Raw genomic sequence first — 22170 nt, 5'->3', positions numbered from 1 at the left:
ATGCTGTGAAATATGATTACGGGCGCACAATGTGCGCCCCTACAGATACATCAAGCCCCGAGGCATCGCCTCGGGGCTCGTCTTTATGCTCCTTTTTTCTTAAGAGTACGCCTTATGAGCACTTTTACGCGCTCGCAGGTATCCTGCGGGAACTCCGTGATGAACTTTATTGCCTGCTCGTGGGCTTCCTCATGCGGGAGCTTCAAAAACCTGCGGAAGAAAGCATATACCTCGTCAAATGAAGAAAAAAGCCTTTCCACGGTCTCCTCTCCCTCGGGAGTGAGCACCACGCTGTTGCAGAAGTCCTCATAGACCAGTCCGCAGTTTGCAAGGCACCTGAGCATTTTGCTGACGCTGGGCCTTGATACCCCAAGATGACGGGCAATACCAACGCAGCGGACAGTATCCTCTTTTTCCGATAATTCCTTTATTGCTGCCAGGTATTTTACCTGACCTGCACAGTGTTTCATTTTATTCTCCTTTCAAAGAGACATGATATTACTTATCCGAGTCGATAAGGTTCCAGTAGCCTTTAAGGTAAACAACTCCCGAAATGACTGTAAGAACGACTGCTATCCAGATAAGTACGGGGATAAGCACATTATCCACAGCATTCCTGAACGTCTCGGGGAAACCGATACTGAGATCAAAGCAGAGACTGAGCCATAAGAGTATCGCTACGATAGCTATCATGGTAAAGGCAGTTTTAAGCTTGCCCCATATGCCCGCCGCAACGACGATACCGCTGTTTGCGGCAAGAAGCCTCAGTCCCGAGACCATGAATTCTCTTGCGGTTATGATAATGAAGGGAACAGCGCCCACCCTTATCTCGGGGAGCTCCACAAATACAGCAAGTGCAGCGATAACGAGCACCTTATCTGCCAGCGGATCGAGGAATTTTCCGAAATTTGTCACAAGATTTCTCGATCTTGCGATCTTTCCGTCAAGAGCGTCTGTTATAGAAGCAGCTCCGAATATGACCAGCGCTATTGCATAATGGAATGGTACGTCTAAATACATGAACAAAAGAAAAAACGGAATAAGAAGGACTCTCAGAAGAGTCAGCTTATTTGGCAGGTTCATTGGTCTATCACCTCTCCTATAAGATCGTAATCAAGGGTATCGGTTATCCTTATTTTAACATGATCTCCGATACCAAGGGGCTTTTCGGAAGTAAAGAATACTTTTCCGTCTATATCGGGAGCATCGAGCTGCGTTCTGCCGAACCAGCACTCGCCGAACTTGTCAAATCCCTCGACTGCGGCTTCAAGCTCTGCACCCATGAGCTTTTCGTTATTCTCGCAGCTTATCAGCATCTGCTGCTCCATAATTATATCCGCACGGTGAGCGGCTGTTTCCTCGTCTATCTGATCGGGGAATTCATACGCCTTCGTGCCCTCCTCGCGGGAATAGGCAAAGCAGCCCAGCCTGTCAAAGCGGACTCTCTTCACGAACTCCGCAAGCTCCTCAAACTGCTCCTCGGTCTCTCCGGGGAAGCCTGTTATGAGAGTTGTCCTTAGTATTATATCAGGGACCTTCTCGCGTATATGCCTGAACAGGGCTTCAAGCTTTTCCGTATCGCCCCAGCGGTTCATACGCCTGAGTATATCACCGTTACAGTGCTGTATAGGTATCTCAAGGTACTTAACGAGCTTGTCCTCACGGGCGATAACATCGAGGAGCTCGTCCGTTATTCGCTCTGGATAGCAGTAGAGAGTGCGTATCCAGCGCAGACCGTCTATTTTGCACAGCTCTGTGAGGAGCTCCGCAAGCTTCGGTTCGCCGTAGAGGTCCTTGCCGTAGAGCGCTGTGTCCTGAGCGATGACGACCAGCTCGGTAACGCCGTTTGCCGCAAGGAATTTCGCTTCCTCTATTACCTTTTCCATGGGAACGCTGCGGAATTTGCCTCTTATCATGGGTATAGCGCAGTATGTGCAGCAGTTCGAGCAGCCCTCCGCGATCTTCAGATAAGTAAAGAAGGGCAGAGTCGATATCACTCTTTCGCCGCAGAGCTCAGCTTCGAGCTTCGGTGCAAAGCGCACAACGTGCTCGTCGGCAAGGACATGGTCGAGTATATCGACAATATCCTTCGTATCGCCTATGCCTATGACAGCGTCCGCCTCGGGGAACTGCTCCGCAGCCTCTTCCTTGTATCTTTCCACAAGACAGCCTGTTATTATAATCTTTTTGAGGCTGCCCTCCTCCTTGAGCTTTCCAAGCTCGAGGATAGTTTCAATAGCTTCTTCCTTTGCAGCCTTTATGAAGCCGCAGGTGTTGACTACCGCAACGTCCGCAAGCCCCGGTTCTGTGACCAGCTTGTAGCCGTGCTTTCTGAGCTTATACAGCATACGCTCAGAGTCAACGAGATTTTTCGAGCAGCCAAGGGACACCATGCCCACCTTGATCGCCATATCAGTTTTCCTCCTCAAGGCCGTCCGCACATTCAAAATACTCCTTTACGGCACGGTTTATCTCTGTAAAGTCATATCCGTACCGCACAAGTGCGCTTTTGACCTTTTCTATTGATTTTCTGTCCTCACGGTCCGTAAGATAACGGGAATGTTTCGTTTTCAGGAGCTCTGCGAGGTTCTCCTCAAAGGCTTCTCCGTATTGCGCAAGAGCATCCTCTGCGATGAACTGACTTATGCCCTTCTGCATGAGCTCTCTCCTGCATCTGCGGTAGCCGAAGCGCTTTATTTCCACAAGCTTCCGCGCCATACGCTCCGCATAGCGCACATCGTCTATGAAGCCGTGCTCGGTGAGCCTTTTCATTACCGCCGTGCAAAGCGGTTCGCTCTTGTAGTTCTCAACGAGCTTCCCGAACATTTCCGAATAGGTATAGTCTCTGTAGTCCAGCAGGTAAAGCGCCCGCTGATAGGCTCTGCGGAAGTTGGAAGCGTAGACTATTTTCCGTAGTGTATCGCGGTCGGTCTCCATACCTGCGCGTATGCCGAAATCGGTGATGATATCGGCATGGAGGTAGAGCTTCCGCCCGTCGTCCAGCTCAGCCTCATAGGTCGAGCCCTTATACCGTGTGACAGATATTATCTTCATTATTCCTCAGCGGGAGTGAACTCCTCAAAGTTCTCGTCAAAGCTTGCAAGAACGTCCTCCTCGGAAGCGCCTCCCTCAGCCTCGGGCTTCTCCGCGTCAGCCGCAGGCTTCTCGGCGGCAGGCTTGCTCTTCTTTGGAGCGGCGGAATTCAGCTCGTCCTTTCTTGCCAGTATCTGCTCCTCTATTTCCTTCATGAGCTTTTCGTCGTTCTGGAGAAGCTCCTTGACGTTATCGCGTCCCTGTCCCAGCTTCTGATCCTTGTAGCTGAACCACGAGCCGCCCTTCTTTATGATATCAAGATCAACGGCAAGGTCAAGCACCTCACCTGTACGGGAGATTCCGCTGCCGTACATAAGGTCGAATTCGCACTCCTTGAAAGGCGGAGCTACCTTGTTCTTTACTATCTTGCAGCGTGTGCAGGCGCCTATAACGTCCGTGCCCGACTTGAGCACCTCGCCCTTTCTTACTTCTATACGCACCGACGAATAGAATTTGAGAGCGCGGCCTCCGGGGGTAGTCTCGGGATTTCCGTACATAACGCCTATCTTTTCGCGTATCTGATTGATGAATATGGCAACGCAGTTTGACTTTGATATAGCCGCCGTGAGCTTTCTCATAGCCTGCGACATAAGTCTTGCCAGCTGACCTACATGGAGGTCGCCCATTTCGCCGTCAATTTCAGCTCTTGTGGTCATAGCAGCGATAGAGTCGAGAACTATAACGTCGATAGCGCCCGAACGGATAAGAGCTTCCGCTATTTCGAGAGCCTGTTCGCCGCTGTCGGGCTGCGAAACGAGGAGATTGTCGATATTTACTCCGAGAGCCTTTGCGTAAACAGGGTCGAGAGCGTGTTCAACGTCGATGAATGCGGCTTCTCCGCCTGCCTTCTGTGCCTGAGCGACAATAGACAGCGCAACTGTGGTCTTACCCGAGCTCTCGGGACCGTATATCTCAACGATACGTCCTCTCGGAACGCCGCCTATGCCAAGCGCCATATCAAGTGTCATGGAGCCTGTGGGGATAGCGTCCACGTTAAGGGTCTTTGTCTGTCCGAGGCGCATTACCGCGCCTGCGCCGTACTTCTTTTCTATCTGCTTGAGAGCGCCGTCAAGAGCAGCCTTCTTGTCCTCTACAGCGGTAACTCTTACAACTGTAGGCTTTTTTGCAAGTTCCTTCTTTGCCATTGGTATTTCCTCCGTACTATTTATAATATATAAAGCTTTAAATTTTCTGAAAAACCGTTTATTTCCGCCGTCTTTTCATGCAATGCCGATATGCTCAAAGCGGACAGAGTCATCATTGACTTCGATAAGAAGCCATGAAGCTCCCTCTAAGCCCGAAGCTGAAACAGAGACCACATTCCCTTTTACGAAATTCTGATGACAGTGACCGATAACTGCAAGGTCGTATTTCGTTACGTTTTCGCCCTCGCAAGCCCTGTCGAAGGAGCCGTCCCTGAGACTTGACAGCGGTAAAAACGGATAGGGCTTTTCAATATCAAGAAACAGGAAGTGTGAAAAATGCAGTTTGTGTCCGTGACATTCGGTCTCATAGAAAAGCGGCATCTGCCTTATGAACTGCATCTGCTCCTCTGTGAGCCTGCTTCTTATGCCGTCGTAATAGCTCCTCAGATGCTCCACATCGGGATCAACATCCACTCCGTGCTCCGCATAGAGCTCGCAGTTTCCCTTTAAGCAGACCACACCGCTGTTTTTCAGCAGTTCGAGACATTCAAATTCTTCATTTCCGCGCTGGAAGATATCTCCTAAAAACACTGTCAGGTCTGCGTTCTTTTCCCTTATCTGTTCAAGAACAGCTTTCAGAGCCTTGATATTTCCGTGAATATCTGAAAATACCGCTATTTTCATGGCTTATCCTTTCTTTTTTGACTGCATTTAAAGGGACACTTTACCGACGCCCGTTAAGGGACGTCGGGGACTCCCAACAGGAGCCGCGACCCTCTGTCCTTCGGACATCTACCTATACCATAGGGAGTCACCGTCCCCTACAAACATAAACTTATGCTTTTACAGCGGCGGCTGTTCTGATTATTCCCCCGCCGTCACGCCGAAGCTCAACGTCGGTGAAGCCGTTCCTTTCGAGTATATCCTTCACGGCGTCATGCTGCCCGAGACCGAACTCATAGGCGATATATCCGCCGTCCTTTACAGAAGCTTTCCACAGCTCCGTAAGGGCTCTGTAGAAGCCGAGACCGTCCTCGCCGCCGAAAAGCGCCGATTCGGGCTCGTATCTCACCTCTGTCATGAGTTCCCTCATATCCTGCGAGGTAAGGTAAGGGGGATTGCTCACAAGTATATCAAGTCCCGTTATCTGACGGGCAGTTTCACTTTTCAGCACATCGCCGCTTATTATTTTTATATCGCCGCAGCCGTTGAGCTCTGTGTTCTGTCTGAGATAATAAAGAGCCTTTTCCGACAGCTCCACGGCGCAGACCTCCGCTTCGGGAAGCTCCTTTTTCAGAGCTACGGCTATACAGCCGCTGCCGCTGCAAAGATCGGCTATCTTAGGTGCTGTGAGATGTTCGCGGCGGCAGATGTCAAGCACCTGCTCCACAAGGGTCTCGGTATCGGGACGTGGTATGAGAACGCCCTCGCCCACCTTGAAATTGCAGCCCCAGAATTCCCACTGTCCCAGCAGATACTGCAGGGGGTAGCCCTCGGAGCGGCGCTTTGCAAGAGAAATTATCTCCTCCGCCTTATCATCGGGGACAGGCTCTTTCGGAGCGAACATGGGGAACTTCTCCCCAAGCATATCCTGAAAGATACAGGTGGTGTCAAAGTCCGCGGACTCCTCATCGCGCAGGGCTATGAGCCCGCGGCACCGAGCAAAAAGCTCGCCTCGGCTTACCACTTGTCCTCCTCCTTGTCACTTGGTATACAAGGAGTCATTGCAGCAATAGCTATCTCTATCATACTGTCGTCGGGCTCGCGGGTGGTTATGCGCTGCATTGCAAGTCCGGGAGCAGAAAGGATACGTGTGAAGAGGTTGTCGTTATTTCCCGCAAGGCGTATGCACTCGTAGGAGATGCCCACAACAAGGGGCAGGAGCACCAGTGAAGCCACGATGCGCTGCCACGTTACCGTGAAAGGCACGAAGCACATCACGAATATGCTGACGATAAGAACTATGAATATGAAGCTCGTACCGCAGCGCTTGTGGAAACGGCTCTGCTTGCGGATATTCTCAACAGTCAGCGGGAGCTCTGCCTCATGGCAGGCAATGGTCTTGTGCTCTGCGCCGTGGTACATGAACTGTCTGCGTATATCCTTCATAAGGCTCGTAAGGTACATATATACAACGAAAAGGGTTATCTTTACCAGTCCCTCAAGAAGCGAGCGCAGGAAGCGGTGCTCCCTGACCGAGGGCATGAGTCCCACTATCCATTTCGGGAGCATGACGAAAAGTCCTATGGCCATGACTACGCCGAAAAGTATGCCGAGATACATGAATATATCGTAGCCCGAGCCCTCTTTCTTCTTATCAGCCGTTTCACTGCTTTCGGCAGCAGCCTCTGCTGCGGGCTCGTCATTCTTTTTCTTGTCCTTTTCTTCCTCCTCGTCCTCGGGCATCTGCTTCTCGGCAGACTTCATCATGTACTTATAGCCCTTGACAAGGGATATGGCGAAACCCGTACAGCCTCTTACCAGCGGTACCTTCCTGTACCAAGGGGCGTTCTTTCCGTTGTTCTCGTCCCATGTTTCCAGGTCTACAGTGCCATCGGGGAGCCTGCACGCCATTGCGCCCTTATTCGGTCCCAGCATCATTATGCCCTCGATAAGAGCCTGACCGCCTATCTTTGATTTGAATTTTTCCTGTGTATTATCACTTTTTCCCATGTTTTCACCTTATTGAATCATTTATTGTATCCGTCCTACTGCTTTACCGCAGGGAGGGTTATTATTACCGTAGTACCCTTGCCTTCGCCCTCACTGGTTATGTCCATGCTGCCGCCGTGCATACTGATTATCTCGTCTGCAACGGCAAGACCTATTCCCGAGCCTCGGCGGGTATGATTTGCCTTGTAGAACTTGGTCTTGACCTTTGCAAGGTCGGATTTCTTGATGCCGCAGCCCGTATCAGCCACGCTTATTATGACATTTCCGCCCTTTTCATAAGCCATTATGGTAACAGTATCCCCTGCCGAGGAGTACTTCACCGCATTGTCGATAACATTGATGAACACCTGACGTATACGGTTCTTGTCGCCGTACACAAAGGGGAGCATCTCGGGCTCGCTGTAGATTATCTCCTTTTCCTCACGCCGTGCCTTGTCGCTGTAGATGAGAACCGCGTCGCCAAGCTCCGCAAGAACGTCCATATTCGCATTCTGCAATGTAAAATGACCGTTCTGCATACGTGAGAAGTCAAGGAGCTCCTCAACCATCTGCGAAAGTCGCTCTGTCTCGTTGACGATGACACCGACGCCTTTTTTCATGGTATCGGGGCTGCCGCCTCCGTCTATCATAAGAGTTTCCGCCCAGCCCTTTATGGCGGTAAGGGGAGTTCTCAGCTCATGAGACACCGAGGATATGAACTCGTTCTTCATAGCCTCTGTGGCAGAGAGCTCGTCAGCCATATTGTTTATAGCCGTGCAGAGGTCGCCTATCTCGTCGTCGCTGTCGTTGTCGATACGTGTTGAGAAGTCGCCCAGCGCAAATTTACGGGCGATACCGCTTATCTGCTGTATCGGCTTAACGATAGAGCCCGCGAAGTACAGACCTGTTACTATGATTATAAGTATTATGGCTATGCACACCACCGAAGCGGCAAGCGCATAATTCTTGATAGTCTCGTCTATGGCTGTCAGCGATGTGACCATTCTTACGGCGCTGTACTCGTTGCTCATGGAGCCTATGGGAACAGATACGGCAAGTATCTTTTCGCCGCCCCTGAGCCTGTACACATGGTCGCCCTCGCTTTTTTCGAGAGCTTCGTCGTAGTCGGGCATGGGGTCGTCGGCATCGGGAGAAAAGCCCGAAGAGGTAAGGACTACCCTGCCCTTGGAGTTTATCGCCATAAGCTCTATCTTGTCCTTCTCGTTGAAGGTCTCGAGCATTTTCCTCATCTCTGCGGAGAAGTTTGACGAGCTGTCCTGAGAATGCATACTCAGCACGCTCGTTACGGCATTGAGCTTTGATACGAGGTACTGCTTTGCAGAGTTGTAGAAATAATTCTGTATCGCATAGATGATCGCCATATCTATGACAAGGAGCGCAAGCACGACAACTCCGAGATTGTTGACTATCCAGCGCCTTGTGATACTCTTTTTAGCCATTACTGAACGTCATTCCATTTATAGCCGTATCCCCAAATGGTAATGATATACTTGGGGTTTGAAGGCTCTTCCTCTATCTTCATGCGTATGCGCCTTATATTAACGTCAACTATCTTATCGTCGCCGTAATAGCTCTCGCCCCATATATGGTTGAGTATGCTTGCACGGTCAAGAGCGGTATTTTTATTGTTCATGAAGAACTCGAGTATCTGATACTCTACCTGTGTGAGCTCTATGGGCTCGCCGTCCTTTGTGACTGTACGGCTCTTGAGGTTGAGTACAAAAGGACCGCTCTCTATGACGGACTGCTTCTCGTTCTTTATGGAGCTCATGCACACGCGCCTGTATATGGCGTCAACGCGGGCAGTGAGCTCGGACGGTGAAAAGGGCTTGGTGATATAATCGTCGGCGCCTATCATAAGACCGCTGACCTTGTCCATTTCCTGAGTCCTTGCAGTGAGCATTATTATGCCTATGGTAGAGCTTTTTTCACGTATCTTCTTGCATACCGTGAAGCCGTCTATGCCCGGCATCATTATATCCAGCAGGACTACCTCGAATTTGCCGTGCTCCGCCTCAAAGGTCTTGAGGGCGTCCTCGCCGCAGTTCACATCGACTACGTCATAGCCTGCGCGCTTGAGGTTTATGACAACGAATTCGCGTATTGTATCCTCGTCCTCGCATATAAGTATACGTTTCATGAGAGTATCACTCCTTTATGTATATTTCTCAGCTTATATCCAAGCTGCGTATCAGTCCCTTGTCCTGAAGCCTACAGCAGCTTCTCCTGCGGTTATGCAGAGCCCGTCGCCCTCGGGATCGGGATCGCCGGGGATCACGGCAAGGTAAGACGAATCTCCCTTTGTGCACATCAGCATATACTCGTTGGATATCCTGTCATCCCGCGAAGGAGCATCGTCCGCGCAGGCTATCCTGAGAAGCTCGCGCCCCATGTTCCCGTTCTTGTACTTGCAGAAAACTATCTCGTCGTTGACTATATCACGCCTTACAGTCACATTGTCCACCCATCTTTCGGGGAAAATGAATATATATCCGTCATTGAGACTGTAATAGGAGATATACCGCCTTTTCAGGTTCATAAGCCTGTCGAGCTTGTTCCACTCGGTAAGGCTGAGCCTTTCGCCCTCGGCTGCCGACTCATAGCCCGCAGCGGTTATCTGGAACGGTATCTCGAGGCTTCCGTCGGAATCCACATCAAAGGAGCTGTAGCCCGCAGGTCTGCTTTTATTCATGTCATCGTCGTTAGTAACGGTGACGCTGTTAAGTGCGCTGCCTTCCATATATATGACATCGGAACGGATATTGCCCGTTCCCGAGGATTCGTCGATATACAGACCGAGCCTGCCGTCGGGGAGACTTCCGTAGCTTATGTCGAACTCGCTTATGTTATCTCCCAGTTCAAGCTTTGACCTGTGGTACATACCGTTCTCGTCGAGCTTATACACCTCTGCAAGGGCGGGCTCTTCGCTTGAAGCCTTTGTAAGTCTCAGGAGCTCGTTATCGCTGTCCATATCCAGATCCTTTACATCAATGAATGAATACGGCACAGAGAACTTCGTACCCTGTAATCTGCCCTCCGAGTAAATGTATATGGTGACATTCTTCTCCGAGCGGTTGATGATACTTGTTCCGACGATGATATTCACACGGTCATTGGTGCCCAGCCGCGAGATCATGACCTCTTCTATCTCGCTGCCGACTGCCGAAAGGTCGTCCACAGAGCGCCAGTGGTCGCCCTCCTTGTCGAGGACGTTTATCCTCAGGGCATTTTCATCGGGAGCACGGTTGTTCCTCTCATAGAACACGAGAGCTTCATCGCCGCCGTCGCCGTCTATATCCTCGATTATGAATGCCGAAAGGTATTTTCCCGATTTCGGGTACTTAAGGCTTATTGCTGTTCCTTCCGCATTGGTCAGGGCAGAGTATATCTGTTCCTGTTCAACGCTGAGCTTCGGCGGAGCCATGAGAGTATCTATGCTTGCGCCGAAGGTACAGCCCGTAAGCGCAGCCCCCGTAAAGAGGGCTGTTATGATAGCTGAAAATATTTTCATATGCTTTTGCGGCTCATTCGCGCTCGGAGAGCTTTACGTATTCCTTTTCCTTTGCGATCGCCTTGTAAGCGGGACGGATTATCCTTCCGCCCGTGAGTATCTCTTCCATACGGTGTGCAGCCCAGCCTGCCATACGCGCAATGGCGAACAGCGGAGTGAACAGCTCGTCGGGGATACCCAGCATCCTGTATACGAGTCCCGAATACATATCCACATTCGCGCACATTACCTTTGTGCTGCCCTTCATTTCCCTGAATATCTCGGGAGTAAGGCGCTCGATAGTCTCGAGGAGGCGGAATTCCGCTTCTATGTCCTTGCCCTTTGCAAGCTCGAAGGCTTTCTTTTTGAGTATCATGGCACGGGGGTCGGAGATAGTGTATACAGCGTGGCCCATACCGTAGATAAGACCCGAGTGGTCGTTTGTCTCTTTGAGTATGGTCTTACGCATATAGTCAGCGACTTCTCCTTCGTCCTCCCAGTTCTTTATGTTCGCCTTGAAGTTGTCCAGCATATTTATTACCTGAAGATTAGCGCCGCCGTGACGGGGGCCCTTCAGTGAGCATATAGCCGAGGAATAAGCGGAATAGGGATCTGTTCCCGAGGAAGTGAGTACACGGCAGGTAAATGTTGAGTTATTGCCGCCGCCGTGCTCTGCCTGCAGCATGAGGAGGCGGTCAAGCATCTGTGCCTCGTCCTTGGTGTACTTCCTGTCGGGGCGGAGCAGCGAAAGTATGCACTGCGCCGTGTTTTCCTCATAATTTATGGGATGCATTATCATGCTCTGGTTGTCGAATACCCTGCGCTTAACCTGATAAGCGTTCGCCATGATGACAGGCATTTTGGCGATAAGGCTCACCGCGGTACGCATTTCGTTTTCAAGTCCCTTGTTCTCGCACTCGTCGTCGTAGGAATACAGAGCCAGCACCGAACGTGCAAGCTTGTTCATGATGTTCTTTGACGGAGCCTTGAGTATCATATCCTCAACGAAGCCGTTTGGCAGGTCTCTCTTGACGGATATGTATGAGCTGAAGGTCTTGAGCTCCTTTACGTTGGGCAGATGGCCGAAGAGCAGAAGGAAAGCAGTTTCCTCATAGCCGAAGCGGTCGTCCTTTTCAACATTCTCAACAAGGTCGTTTATATTATAGCCTCTGTATATGAGCTGTCCGGGGATAGGTTCTCTTTCGCCCTCGTTCATAACATAGCCGTGGACGTTGCATATATTGGTAATACCCGCCATTACGCCTGTACCGTCGCTGTTGCGGAGTCCTCTCTTCACATGATATTTTTCATAAAGCTTTGGATCTATTGCGGTATTATCCGCTAACCTGCTGCATAAATCTGTAATGTTAGCGCCCGAAATAAATGACGGCATCATGATCACTCTCCTAAAACATATTCATTATTAATTATACACCATTTATTATTTAATGTCAAACATTTTCTTATTTACAGGGAGCCGTCACAGATCGGAGATCAGCAGACAAGGAGAATAAGTATGAGAAAAAACGCCGCAGCAGCTCTGCTGCTCATTCTTTCGGTACTGGTAATACCCGCAGTTCCCGCGTGTATATCGGGAAAAGCAGACAGCTCCGGGAACAGCACCGTAAAGCTTGAAGAATACATTTTCGACAGTGAGGACACGGACAGTACTACAGTCTATGACCCCGAGCCCTACAAGGTACTCGACATTTACAGCGGAAAGGTCCTCGAAGTACCCGTCCGCGATTACGTCATAGGCGCAGTATGCGCGGAAATGCCTGCGAATTTCGGCATAGAAGCCCTGAAAGCACAGGCTGTGGCAGCCCATACCTACGCCGAGCGCCGCCGCATAAGCGAAAGAAGCTCCCCCAACGGTGAGCTGAAAGGTGCGGATTTCTCCAACGATACCTCAAAATATCAGGGCTATTTCACGACCGAACGCGCAAGGGAGTGCTTCGGAGATAAATTTGACGAGAATTACGCAAAGATAGCCTCTGCCGTTGACGAAGTCCTCCCCTGCATAATCACCTACGAGAACGCACCTATCATCGCCGCTTTCCACTCCATGTCGGGAGGCTTCACGGAGAGCGCCGAGAACGCATGGGGAGCTCCCGTGGACTATCTTGTGGAGGTGGACAGCCGTTCGGACATGACAGCTCCCCATTTCCGAGAAAAGGTGAAATTCAGCCGTGATGAGCTGAAAACCGCCCTTGAAGCCGCTTTTCCCGAAGCAGAGCTGGGCAGTGATATGAAGGAATGGCTCAGGGTGCTGACCGTTTCCGACGCGGGAACAGTCCTTACCGCTTCCGTCGGTGATACTGCCGCATCGGGCGGCGAGATAAGGGACGCCCTCGGACTGCGCTCCGCAAGCTTCGAGGTCAGCATATACGGAGATGAAGCGGAAATAACCACAAAGGGCTTCGGACACGGCGTAGGCATGAGCCAGTACGGCGCGAACGCCATGGCTGCCGAGGGCAAGAGCTGGCGGGAGATAATCGAACATTACTACCCGAACTGCATCATATCCGAGGGCTGACATTTTTGTGCAAAGCGCAATAATCACTTTCCATTTTTTGCCGAATATGTCAATTGATATTGACATAACCATGATGATTTGCTATAATTATTTTGTGTCGTTATTTGCGGCACAATAGAAGAAAAACAAAACGAATCAAGAAGGAGACATCGTCCGTCTCGGCAACGGAAAAGGATCATGAAAAAAAATAAAGACCTTTATAAAAGATTTGTTACCTTTATATCGGGAGTCCTGCTTCTTGCCATGATAACAGGGCTTTTTGCCTTTGTATGGTACAGGAATTACAGTGCGGAAATAGTTCTCCCGTACTACAGACGAGGAAACTGGGTGCTCATCGCTATCTACTGCCTGATAGTATGGCTGTTTTTCAGAGCCTACGGCGGTCTTAAGCTGGGCTACCTGAAAAAGACCGATATGTTCTATGCACAGATGATATCCATGCTGTGCGTGAATACGGTCTCGTACTTCCTTATAAGCCTTATCGGCAGACACTTCATGCCCGCGATGCCGATAGTGCTCATGTCCTGCATGGATCTGGGCATACTGGCGCTGTGGACACTGCTTACGGGAAAGCTGTACTTCATGATATACCCGCCCCGAAAGCTGGTCATCATCTACGGAAGCCACCGTGCGGCGTCGCTTGTGCTGAAAATGAGCCAGCGCGTGGACAAGTACATGATATGCGAGTCCATAAGCATAAACGAGCCCGCCGAAAAGGTAAAGGAACTCATAATGAAATACGAGGGTGCTATAGTCTGCGATATCCCCGCAGAGCAGCGAAACGACTATCTCAAATTCTGCTTTGCACACTCGAAACGCGCGTATATAGCCCCAAAGGTTTCGGATATTATAATAAGAGGCGCAGACGATATCCGTCTGTTCGATACACCTCTCATGCTCTGCCGCAATTACGGCCTCGATTTCGAGCAGCAGCTCGTAAAGCGCACCTTTGACGTACTGTTCTCGGTGATAGCCCTCATACCCGCCGCTCCGTTCATGATAATATCGGCGCTGGCAGTAAAGCTTTACGACCGCGGTCCCGTATTCTACAAGCAGAAGCGACTTACCCTCAACGGCAAAGAATTCTACGTTTACAAGTTCCGCAGCATGATAGTTGACGCGGAAAAGGACGGCAAGCCCCGTCTCGCAACGGAAGAGGACGACAGGATAACTCCCGTTGGAAAGGTGCTCAGGAAATTCCGCGTGGACGAGTTCCCGCAGCTCTTCAATATACTCAGGGGCGATATGTCCGTTGTAGGCCCGCGTCCCGAGAGACCCGAGCTCACAAAGGAGTACGAGGAGGAAATGCCCGAATTTGAATTCCGCCTTAAAGTCAAGGCGGGACTTACGGGCTATGCACAGGTAACGGGAGCTTACGACACCACTCCCTACGACAAGCTGAAAATGGATCTTATGTATATCGAGAATTACTCAATACGACTTGATCTTCAGATAATACTAATGACACTTAAAACGATGTTCTTCCCGCCAAAGAATAATGCAGAAACAGCAGAAGCACTCATCATGCCGAAGAACACAGAAAGGAAGGAAAACGCAAAATGAAAATAACAGCAGTCATCATGGCAGGCGGCCGCGGTGAGCGTTTCTGGCCGAAGAGCCGAAACACTAACCCGAAGCAGTTCCTCTCCCTCACAAAGGACGGAGAGACCATGATACAGAAGACCGTAAAGCGCCTCAGACCTCTTGTCGAGAACGAGGACATCTACATCGTCACAAACGCCGCCTACAAGGAGCTCGTATTCGGCCAGCTCCCCGATATACCGAAGGAGAATGTTCTCCTTGAACCCTGTGCAAGGAACACAGCCCCCTGTATCGCATTTGCAGCCGCTGTGATAAACAGGAAGTACGAGGACGCCGTAATGCTGGTGCTCCCCTCGGATCACCTCATCGGCTACGAGGATATATACATAAACACGCTGAAAAAGGCTATCAAGGCTGCCGAGAGCGGCAAGCGCCTTGTGACTATAGGCATCACTCCCGAATATCCCGAAACAGGCTACGGCTATATCAACTTCGGTGAGGCAAAGGAGGACGTATACTCAGTAGAGCGCTTCGTTGAGAAGCCCGACCTCCCTACCGCAAAGGAATATCTTGCTTCGGGCAAGTACCTCTGGAACAGTGGTATGTTCGTATGGAAGATTTCCTCCGTAATGCTCAATATCAAGACCTTCATGCCTGATATTTACGAGGGAGCCCTCCGTATAGGACAGGCATTCGGCACACCTGAATTCAGCGAAGTCCTTGTTAAGGAATTCACAGCTTTCAGGAGCGAGTCCATAGACTTCGGCATTATGGAAAAGGCAAAGCACATCTACACTATCCCGGGAAGCTTCGGCTGGGACGATGTTGGAAGCTGGCTCGCTGTTGAGCGCATAAACGAGACCGACGACGACAAGAATTATATCGACGGCGACGTTGTCACAGTCGATACACAGCGCACCACCATATGCGGAGGCAAGCGCCTTATCGCCGCTATCGGCACAAGAGACATAATCATCGTCGATACCGACGATGTGCTCCTTGTATGCTCTAAGAACAACACTCAGGACGTCAAAAAGGTCATAGCACAGCTCAAGGAACAGAACAGAAACGAGTTCGTCTGATATGCAGGCGAAATGATATAAAAAGGAGTAAAAACTAATGAAGAACGCACTTATCACAGGAATAACAGGTCAGGACGGCTCATACCTTGCAGAGCTCCTTCTCGAAAAGGGCTACAATGTATACGGTATCTGGAGAAGAAAGGCTACTGCCGATTACGGCAACATCGCTCACCTCAAGGACAAGGTAACTCTTATCTACGCGGATATGACCGACCCTATCTCACTTATTTCCGCAATGAAGATATCACAGGCTGACGAGGTATACAACCTTGCCGCACAGTCATTCGTTGCAACAAGCTGGGATACTCCCCTCGGCACAGCAGACATCGACGCTATAGGTGTTACGAATATGCTGGAGGCTATCCGCACCGTAAAGCCCGGGGCTCGCTTCTATCAGGCTTCCACATCGGAAATGTTCGGACTTGTACAGGAGATACCTCAGAAGGAGACTACTCCCTTCTATCCCAGAAGCCCATACGGAGTTGCAAAGCTCTACGGCCACTGGATAACAAAGAACTACCGCGAAAGCTACAACCTCTTCGCCTGCTCGGGAATACTCTTCAACCACGAGTCCGAGCGCAGAGGAATAGAGTTCGTTACACGTAAGATAACAGACGCAGTCGCACGTATCAAGCTTGGCGTACAGGACTGTGTAGAGCTGGGAAATATGGACTCAAAGCGCGACTGGGGCCACTCAAAGGACTATGTCAAGGCTATGTGGCTCATGCTCCAGCAGGACAAGCCCGACGACTATGTAATAGCTACCAACGAGACAAGAACTGTCCGCGAATTCGTTGAGACTGCTTTCGGCCACGTCGGCATCGACATCGAGTGGAAGGGCACAGGCGTTGACGAGATCGGCATAAACAAGGCAAACGGCAAGACCATTGTAAAGGTCAACAAGAAGTTCTTCCGCCCCGCAGAGGTTGATATACTCCTCGGAGACCCCTCAAAGGCTGAAAAGGCTCTCGGCTGGAAGCGCGAGATCGACTTCTCACAGCTGGTTGAACGCATGGTAAAGAACGACCTCGCTCTCGTTGAGAAGGAGATAAAAATAAAGAGCATCACAGGCTGAGTATGAGCAACCTGTTAGACGATCCCATTATGTCCGAGCCCGGCACACTTAAAAGCGAGAACGGCGGCTATGTCAAAAAGGACGTTCTCGCCAAGATAGACGCCTATCGCTGTCTTATCGCCGAGATCGACAAAATGATGATATCCGACGCAGCTATAAACGCACAGCTTCTCAAGATAAGGCATATGCCGCTGAGGAAGGCGAAGCTGCTGTTCATTCCCGCCAATGGCTTTTCCGTAAGTCAGACGGACATCCTTATTGCTGAGCTTGAAAGGAAAATAGCAAATAAAGTCATGCTCTGAGAGGTAAATATGAAGATAACCTTCGACGCTGTACCCATATGCAGCGAAAAAATGACGGGTATAGGCTGGTGCGAGCTTGGTCAGACGCAGAACCTTGCAGAGCTTTATCCCGAAAACAAATACGAATACAGCTTCTTCACAAGCGGTGACAAGGAGCGCGTGAAGCGTGTGCAGAAATTCGCAGGCAAGCACATAAAGCTCAATACTTCGGGATTTTCGGGCTTTGTCTACAGAGCTGTCAGCACCTTCCTGCCTGTTCCCTATTCGTTTTTCTTCGGCAGGAAGTCCGATATCACCCATTTTTTCAACTACATCGTTCCCCCCTTCGTACACGGAAAAAAGGTAGTCACCGTCCATGATATGGTGTACAAATCCTTCCCCGACACGGTAAGGGGCAGAACGAAATATATGCTCGATATAGGTCTGAAACGCTCAATGAAGCGCGCAGACCTTATCGTTACCGACTCGGAATTCTCAAAAAAAGAGATAATAAAGTACTTTCCGCAGCATGAGAGCAGGATAAGGGTAGTTCCCTGCGGAGTTGATCTTGAACGCTTTCACCCCTGCGATGACCCCGAGCGTATCCCCGAGGTAAAGAAGTCCCTTGAAATAGAGGGGGATTACTTCCTCTACGTGGGTACTATCGAGCCCCGAAAGAACCTTGAACGCCTTATCACGGCATATGCCGCCTTTGTTAAAAAGGTGGGCAGCAGCTCTCCGAAGCTGGTGCTGGCAGGCGGAAAGGGCTGGCTCGATCAGGGGATATACAGCCGCGTTGAAAAGCTCGGCATGAAAGAGAACGTGATATTCACGAAATACGTACCGTCCGAGGACATGAATCCTCTCATGTGCGGCGCACTTGCATTTGTATTCCCGTCCCTTTACGAGGGCTTCGGTATGCCTCCGCTCGAGGCTATGGCCTGCGGAGTTCCCGTACTTTCTTCGGGGGAGGCATCTCTCCCCGAGGTCACAGGCGACTGCGCCGTGATATGCGACGCTTACGATACAAAAAGCATAGCCGAGGGTATGTACAGGCTCTACAGCAGTGAGGAGCTCCGCAAAGAGCTGAGCCGAAAGGGACTTCAGCGCGCACAGGGCTTCACATGGAAGCGCTCGGCGGAGATGCTCATGGAAGTATACAGGGAGCTTGCAAAATGAAGAAAAAGCTTAACATACTTGAAGTGAACAAGGCTTATTTCCCGCATATCGGCGGCATAGAGACCCTTATAAGGCAGTACTCCGAGGAGCTCGGCAGACTTGACGGTGTAAGTGTAAAAACGCTTGTATGCCGCGACGGACGAGGCAGAACTATCCGCGAGAAGATATGCGGCGTGGACATAACCCGTGCAGGAAGCTTCGGCACGTATTTCAAATGTCCCATCTCCCTTTCGTTCTTCGTTTACCTGAGAAAAATGGCTAAGAAAGCCGATGTTGTCCATATCCATGTACCGTTCCCCCTTGCGGACGCGGCACTCATGCTGTCGGGCTTCAAAGGTAAGGTGGCAGTTTCATGGCACAGCGACATCGTAAAGCAGAAGAAGCTGATGATATTCTACAAACCCTTCATGCGCTATCTTCTGAAAAGGGCTGACGTTATACTCACAGCTACGGAGGGACACGTAAAGCACTCCCTCTATCTTCCCGAATTCAGGAGCAAATGCAGGGTGCTGCCCTACGGCATAGTCCCCGAGGACTACCTCTCCGTAGAGCGCGTTCCCTTTCTTACGGAAAAGGCTGCCGACAAAAGCAGCATAAAGGTCTTTTTCACAGGCAGGCTCGTCTATTACAAGGGCGTGGAAGTCCTGCTGAAAGCCTTTGAAAGCGTAAAGGGCTGCGAGCTTTTCATTGCAGGCACGGGTGACCTCGGCGACAAGCTGAAACACTTCGTTTCGACCCGCAATATGGGAGACAGGGTACATTTTCTCGGATTTCTTCCCGACGAACAGCTGAGGCAGGCTTATGCCGACTGCGATATATTCGTACTTCCGTCCGTAGCTACAAGCGAAGCTTTCGGCATCGTGCAGCTTGAAGCCATGATATACGGCAAGCCCGTCATAAATACGGCTCTCAGGTCGGGAGTACCCTACGTGAGTCTCAACGGAAAAACAGGCATCACCGTGCCGCCGTCGGACCCTAAAGCTCTTGCAAAGGCGATAAATACCCTTGCAGAGAACAGGGAGCTCCGCGAAAAGTACGGAAAGGCTGCCGCCGAGAGAGTACAGAGCAGCTTCAACGAAAAGAATATACTGAAAGAGCTTTATGATATACTGAAATAACACAAAAACGGAGGGCAGACACTTGAAAGCATTGATAATTGGTGCAGCAGGCTTTGTGGGAGGCTATCTCATACGCGAGCTCAGCTCCGCAGGCTGGGAGGTCCACGCAACTTGTCTGCCGAATGAAGAAATAAAGGAAGAATGTCATATCCACAGGCTGGATATCATGAAAAAGGACGAGATATCGCAGATACTCGGCGAAACTGTCCCCGATATCGTTTATCATCTTGCCGCTCAGAGCTCCGTTTCCGTATCATGGAAAAGACCTCAGCTCACAGCGGAAATAAATGTTGTTGGAACCATAAACGTCCTTGAAGCCCTGCGCGAAGCCGAAAAAAAGGACACAAGAGTGCTCCTCATAGGCTCGGGTGAGGAATACGGCTATATCCGCGAGGGAGCCTGTCCCCTTTCCGAGTCCGAACCGCTCAATCCCGGAAATATCTACGCCGCAACAAAGGCGTGTCAGGGAATGCTGGGCGAGATATACGCCCGCGCCTACAAAATGGACATCATCATGGTACGCGCCTTCAACCACTCGGGCCCCCGTCAGAGCGAGATATTCGTCATCTCCGACTTCTGCAGGCAGATAGCGGAGATAGAAAAGGGTATAAGAGAGCCCGTTATCAGTGTGGGAAATCTCTCCGCCAAGCGCGATTTCACCGACGTCCGCGACGTTGTGAGAGCCTACAGGCTTCTCGGTGAAAAAGGAAAGAGCGGCACTGTATACAATATCGGCAGAGGAAAAGCCGTAAATATACAGTTTATCCTTGATACAGCCCTGTCCTTTGCAAAGTGCTCCATAGAGGTAAAGCAGGATCCCGACCGTATGAGAGCTTCGGACATACCTCTCATAGAGCCTGATGTTTCGCGTATCCTTGCGGATACGGGCTGGCGTGCGGAGATAAGCATGGAGCAGACCATCGAGGATACCCTGAACTTCTGGAGAGAGAAGCTCATGGCTTACGGCTTGTCACTGGGAAACAGCAATTAAGCCACAAAGATAAGGAGTGAACAAAATGTCTGATATGAAGCTGACAAAAGACAGAATGCTTACATTCAGCGGACATGAAAAGATAAGTACCCTGAAGGCGGGAGAAAAGCTGACCGAATTCGGCGACAGGCAGAATAACGCCAACGAGCTACTTGCCGCAAATATAAACGACCTGATAAAAAGAGTGTGCGTCCTTGAGGATCAGCAGGTAAAGACCGCGGAGGTCATGCGCCGCATAGCCGACGAGCTCACAGCCTTCAAAAAGGAGCTCGACCGCATACGCCTTGCCGAAAAACTCAACTCGGGAGCCATAGAACGCCTTGACCGCGCCATAAAGCTCTCGGAGGGCGACGGGAAATAAGTACTCTGATGTGTTAATTTTTTTCTCAAACTCTTGACATCAGACCTTTTTTGTTATATTATATATTAAGCGGACAGCAGATGCCCCGAAGAGAAAAGTCCTGCGGACGCATATCTGTACCCTTTCAAGACTCGATCAACGGAGATTTGTGCAATTGCAGTCTCCGTTTTACTATTTCAGCGAAAACACTAACAGAAAGAAGGTGCTATAATGGAGGATCTTATGGAAGAGCTGGAAGCCAAGACCGCTTTTACCATACCCATTTTCGGTGGGATACCTGTTGCCGAATCATGTGTGGTCACATGGATAATAATGGGCGCCTTAGTCATCCTTTCCATAATACTCACACACAGACTTAAGAAAGTGCCTACGGGCTCTCAGTGCATACTCGAGAGCATAATGGACTGGCTGGATAATTTCTTCACGGGGATACTCGGACACAAGGGAAAGAAGTATCTGCCTTTCCTTGAGACGCTGATAATCTACATAGCCTTTGCCAATATCATAGGTCTGTTCGGCTTCGTTCCGCCCACAAAGGACGTAAACGTCACGGCAGCTCTGGCAGGCATAGCTATAATCTTTGTCCAGCTGTCATTCATAATAGAAAAGGGTCCGCTCAAATGGCTAAAGAGCTTTCTTAACCCTATAAATCTGCTTGATCTTGTGACAAGACCGCTGTCGCTTTGTATGCGACTTTTCGGTAACGTCCTCGGAGCCTTCGTCGTTATGGAGCTTGTAAAAAAAGGTATCGCCGCAATAGGCGTACCCGTCATCGCAAGCGCTTACTTCGATATTTTCGACGGACTTCTTCAGGCTTATGTATTCGTATTCCTTACTTCTCTTTATATGGCGGAAGCCATAGAGGAAGAATAAACTCAACTTCACGGAGGTATAAATTATGGGACTCATCGCACTTGGCGCTGCTATCGCCGTTCTTACGGGTGCAGGCGCAGGTATAGGCATAGGCATCGCTACTGCCAAGGCTACGGAATCTATAGCCCGTCAGCCCGAGGCTAAGGGCGACATCAGAACAGCTCTCCTGCTTGGCTGTGCCCTCGCAGAGGCTACCGCTATCTACGGTTTCGTTATTGCTATCATGATAATCGGCAAAGCATAATACATACAGGGAGGATATTATTATGGGACTCATCGCACTTGGCGCCGCTATCGCCGTTCTTACGGGTGCAGGCGCAGGTATAGGAATAGGTATCGCTACTGCTAAGGCTACGGAATCCATCGCCCGTCAGCCCGAGGCTAAGGGCGACATCAGAACAGCTCTCCTGCTTGGCTGTGCTCTCGCAGAGGCTACCGCTATCTACGGTTTTGTTATTGCGATAATGATAATAGGCAAAGCATAATGAGCAACTAAACCTAAGGAGGGCATATAATGCTTAAATTTGAATTCTGGAGCATTTTCGAGGCTGTTGCCAACGTCCTGATACTGTTTGTGCTCCTGAGGATATTCCTTTTCAAGCCCTTGAACAAGATCAGGGACGAGCGTACCCGTATCGTACAGGATAACCTTGATTCCGCCGAAAAGGCGAAAACAGAGGCTGAGGAGCTCCGTCAGCAGTATGAGGACTCTATCAGCGAGGCTAAGGAAA

General features: G+C 50.3%; 25 protein-coding genes. 13 read left to right on the top strand and 12 right to left on the bottom strand.

Annotated elements, in window-relative coordinates; translation table 11 throughout:
• Positions 1–83: 83 nt before the first annotated feature.
• From Q0R37_RS03630 to Q0R37_RS03575, 12 genes are all read right to left on the bottom strand, one after another.
• Positions 84–470, bottom strand: coding sequence for a metal-dependent transcriptional regulator (locus Q0R37_RS03630; protein WP_294751340.1), 387 nt, complete (start codon positions 468–470; stop codon positions 84–86).
• A gap of 28 nt (positions 471–498) precedes the next feature.
• Positions 499–1083: a CDP-diacylglycerol--glycerol-3-phosphate 3-phosphatidyltransferase gene (pgsA, locus tag Q0R37_RS03625; RefSeq protein ID WP_294751334.1), complete on the bottom strand. Its 585-nt coding sequence runs from the start codon at positions 1081–1083 to the stop codon at positions 499–501.
• Positions 1080–2411 carry a 30S ribosomal protein S12 methylthiotransferase RimO gene (rimO, locus tag Q0R37_RS03620; protein ID WP_294751331.1) on the bottom strand — a complete coding sequence of 444 codons (1332 nt, stop codon included), beginning with the start codon at positions 2409–2411 and terminating at the stop codon, positions 1080–1082. The genes pgsA and rimO overlap by 4 nt, the downstream gene beginning before the upstream one ends.
• A 1-nt stretch (position 2412) precedes the next feature.
• On the bottom strand, positions 2413–3054 hold the full coding sequence (locus tag Q0R37_RS03615) for a RecX family transcriptional regulator (RefSeq protein ID WP_294751328.1): 642 nt from the start codon (positions 3052–3054) through the stop codon (positions 2413–2415).
• Positions 3054–4238: a recombinase RecA gene (gene recA, locus Q0R37_RS03610; RefSeq protein ID WP_294751325.1), complete on the bottom strand. Its 1185-nt coding sequence runs from the start codon at positions 4236–4238 to the stop codon at positions 3054–3056. The genes Q0R37_RS03615 and recA overlap by 1 nt, the downstream gene beginning before the upstream one ends.
• 75 nt (positions 4239–4313) lie before the next feature.
• Positions 4314–4922 (bottom strand): metallophosphoesterase, encoded by a 609-nt coding sequence (locus tag Q0R37_RS03605; RefSeq protein WP_294751322.1) that lies wholly within the window; start codon positions 4920–4922, stop codon positions 4314–4316.
• A 151-nt stretch (positions 4923–5073) separates the two neighbouring features.
• On the bottom strand, positions 5074–5925 hold the full coding sequence (gene prmC, locus Q0R37_RS03600; RefSeq protein WP_294751320.1) for a peptide chain release factor N(5)-glutamine methyltransferase: 852 nt from the start codon (positions 5923–5925) through the stop codon (positions 5074–5076).
• Positions 5919–6911: a DUF1385 domain-containing protein gene (locus Q0R37_RS03595; protein ID WP_294751317.1), complete on the bottom strand. Its 993-nt coding sequence runs from the start codon at positions 6909–6911 to the stop codon at positions 5919–5921. The genes prmC and Q0R37_RS03595 overlap by 7 nt, the downstream gene beginning before the upstream one ends.
• 35 nt (positions 6912–6946) lie before the next feature.
• Positions 6947–8350 carry a HAMP domain-containing sensor histidine kinase gene (locus Q0R37_RS03590; RefSeq protein ID WP_294751313.1) on the bottom strand — a complete coding sequence of 468 codons (1404 nt, stop codon included), beginning with the start codon at positions 8348–8350 and terminating at the stop codon, positions 6947–6949.
• Entirely contained in the window at positions 8350–9051 is a 702-nt protein-coding gene (locus Q0R37_RS03585) for a response regulator transcription factor (RefSeq protein WP_294751310.1), read from the bottom strand. The genes Q0R37_RS03590 and Q0R37_RS03585 overlap by 1 nt, the downstream gene beginning before the upstream one ends.
• Positions 9052–9102: 51 nt before the next feature.
• Complete coding sequence (locus tag Q0R37_RS03580; protein ID WP_294751307.1) at positions 9103–10422, bottom strand: hypothetical protein; 1320 nt, start codon at positions 10420–10422, stop codon at positions 9103–9105.
• Between the two features lie 13 nt (positions 10423–10435).
• The gene (locus Q0R37_RS03575; protein WP_294751460.1) at positions 10436–11794 is read right to left on the bottom strand and encodes a citrate synthase; all 1359 of its coding nucleotides are present in this window, start codon (positions 11792–11794) and stop codon (positions 10436–10438) included.
• Positions 11795–11917: 123 nt separating this feature from the next.
• Between Q0R37_RS03575 and spoIID the strand changes: the two genes are divergently transcribed.
• The 13 genes from spoIID to Q0R37_RS03510 form a co-directional block, all read left to right on the top strand.
• Positions 11918–12937 carry a stage II sporulation protein D gene (gene spoIID / locus Q0R37_RS03570; protein ID WP_294751305.1) on the top strand — a complete coding sequence of 340 codons (1020 nt, stop codon included), beginning with the start codon at positions 11918–11920 and terminating at the stop codon, positions 12935–12937.
• A 177-nt stretch (positions 12938–13114) separates the two neighbouring features.
• Positions 13115–14500: an exopolysaccharide biosynthesis polyprenyl glycosylphosphotransferase gene (locus Q0R37_RS03565; protein ID WP_294751302.1), complete on the top strand. Its 1386-nt coding sequence runs from the start codon at positions 13115–13117 to the stop codon at positions 14498–14500.
• The gene (locus Q0R37_RS03560) at positions 14497–15561 is read left to right on the top strand and encodes a mannose-1-phosphate guanylyltransferase (RefSeq protein ID WP_294751299.1); all 1065 of its coding nucleotides are present in this window, start codon (positions 14497–14499) and stop codon (positions 15559–15561) included. The genes Q0R37_RS03565 and Q0R37_RS03560 overlap by 4 nt, the downstream gene beginning before the upstream one ends.
• A 37-nt stretch (positions 15562–15598) precedes the next feature.
• On the top strand, positions 15599–16636 hold the full coding sequence (gene gmd / locus Q0R37_RS03555) for a GDP-mannose 4,6-dehydratase (RefSeq protein WP_294751296.1): 1038 nt from the start codon (positions 15599–15601) through the stop codon (positions 16634–16636).
• A 2-nt stretch (positions 16637–16638) separates the two neighbouring features.
• Positions 16639–16938 (top strand): hypothetical protein, encoded by a 300-nt coding sequence (locus tag Q0R37_RS03550; protein WP_294751293.1) that lies wholly within the window; start codon positions 16639–16641, stop codon positions 16936–16938.
• 9 nt (positions 16939–16947) lie between these two features.
• Positions 16948–18096: a glycosyltransferase family 1 protein gene (locus Q0R37_RS03545; protein WP_294751290.1), complete on the top strand. Its 1149-nt coding sequence runs from the start codon at positions 16948–16950 to the stop codon at positions 18094–18096.
• Entirely contained in the window at positions 18093–19214 is a 1122-nt protein-coding gene (locus Q0R37_RS03540; protein WP_294751287.1) for a glycosyltransferase, read from the top strand. The genes Q0R37_RS03545 and Q0R37_RS03540 overlap by 4 nt, the downstream gene beginning before the upstream one ends.
• A 22-nt stretch (positions 19215–19236) precedes the next feature.
• Entirely contained in the window at positions 19237–20205 is a 969-nt protein-coding gene (locus Q0R37_RS03535) for a GDP-mannose 4,6-dehydratase (RefSeq protein ID WP_294751284.1), read from the top strand.
• 25 nt (positions 20206–20230) lie between these two features.
• Positions 20231–20566, top strand: a complete 336-nt coding sequence (locus tag Q0R37_RS03530; RefSeq protein ID WP_294751280.1) for a hypothetical protein — start codon at positions 20231–20233, stop codon at positions 20564–20566.
• 210 nt (positions 20567–20776) lie between these two features.
• Positions 20777–21439: a F0F1 ATP synthase subunit A gene (locus tag Q0R37_RS03525; protein ID WP_294751277.1), complete on the top strand. Its 663-nt coding sequence runs from the start codon at positions 20777–20779 to the stop codon at positions 21437–21439.
• 22 nt (positions 21440–21461) lie between these two features.
• Complete coding sequence (gene atpE / locus Q0R37_RS03520; protein ID WP_294751457.1) at positions 21462–21683, top strand: ATP synthase F0 subunit C; 222 nt, start codon at positions 21462–21464, stop codon at positions 21681–21683.
• Between the two features lie 19 nt (positions 21684–21702).
• On the top strand, positions 21703–21924 hold the full coding sequence (gene atpE / locus Q0R37_RS03515; protein ID WP_294751457.1) for an ATP synthase F0 subunit C: 222 nt from the start codon (positions 21703–21705) through the stop codon (positions 21922–21924).
• A 29-nt stretch (positions 21925–21953) separates the two neighbouring features.
• Positions 21954–22170 (top strand): ATP synthase F0 subunit B (locus Q0R37_RS03510; protein WP_294751274.1); only part of this gene is annotated, 217 nt, incomplete at its 3' end.

The organism is uncultured Ruminococcus sp., assembly GCF_946415235.1.
GTDB lineage: Bacteria > Bacillota > Clostridia > Oscillospirales > Ruminococcaceae > Ruminococcus.
The sequence above is the reverse complement of the archived record's forward strand: the minus strand, read 5'-3'. Positions and strand labels throughout refer to the sequence as shown.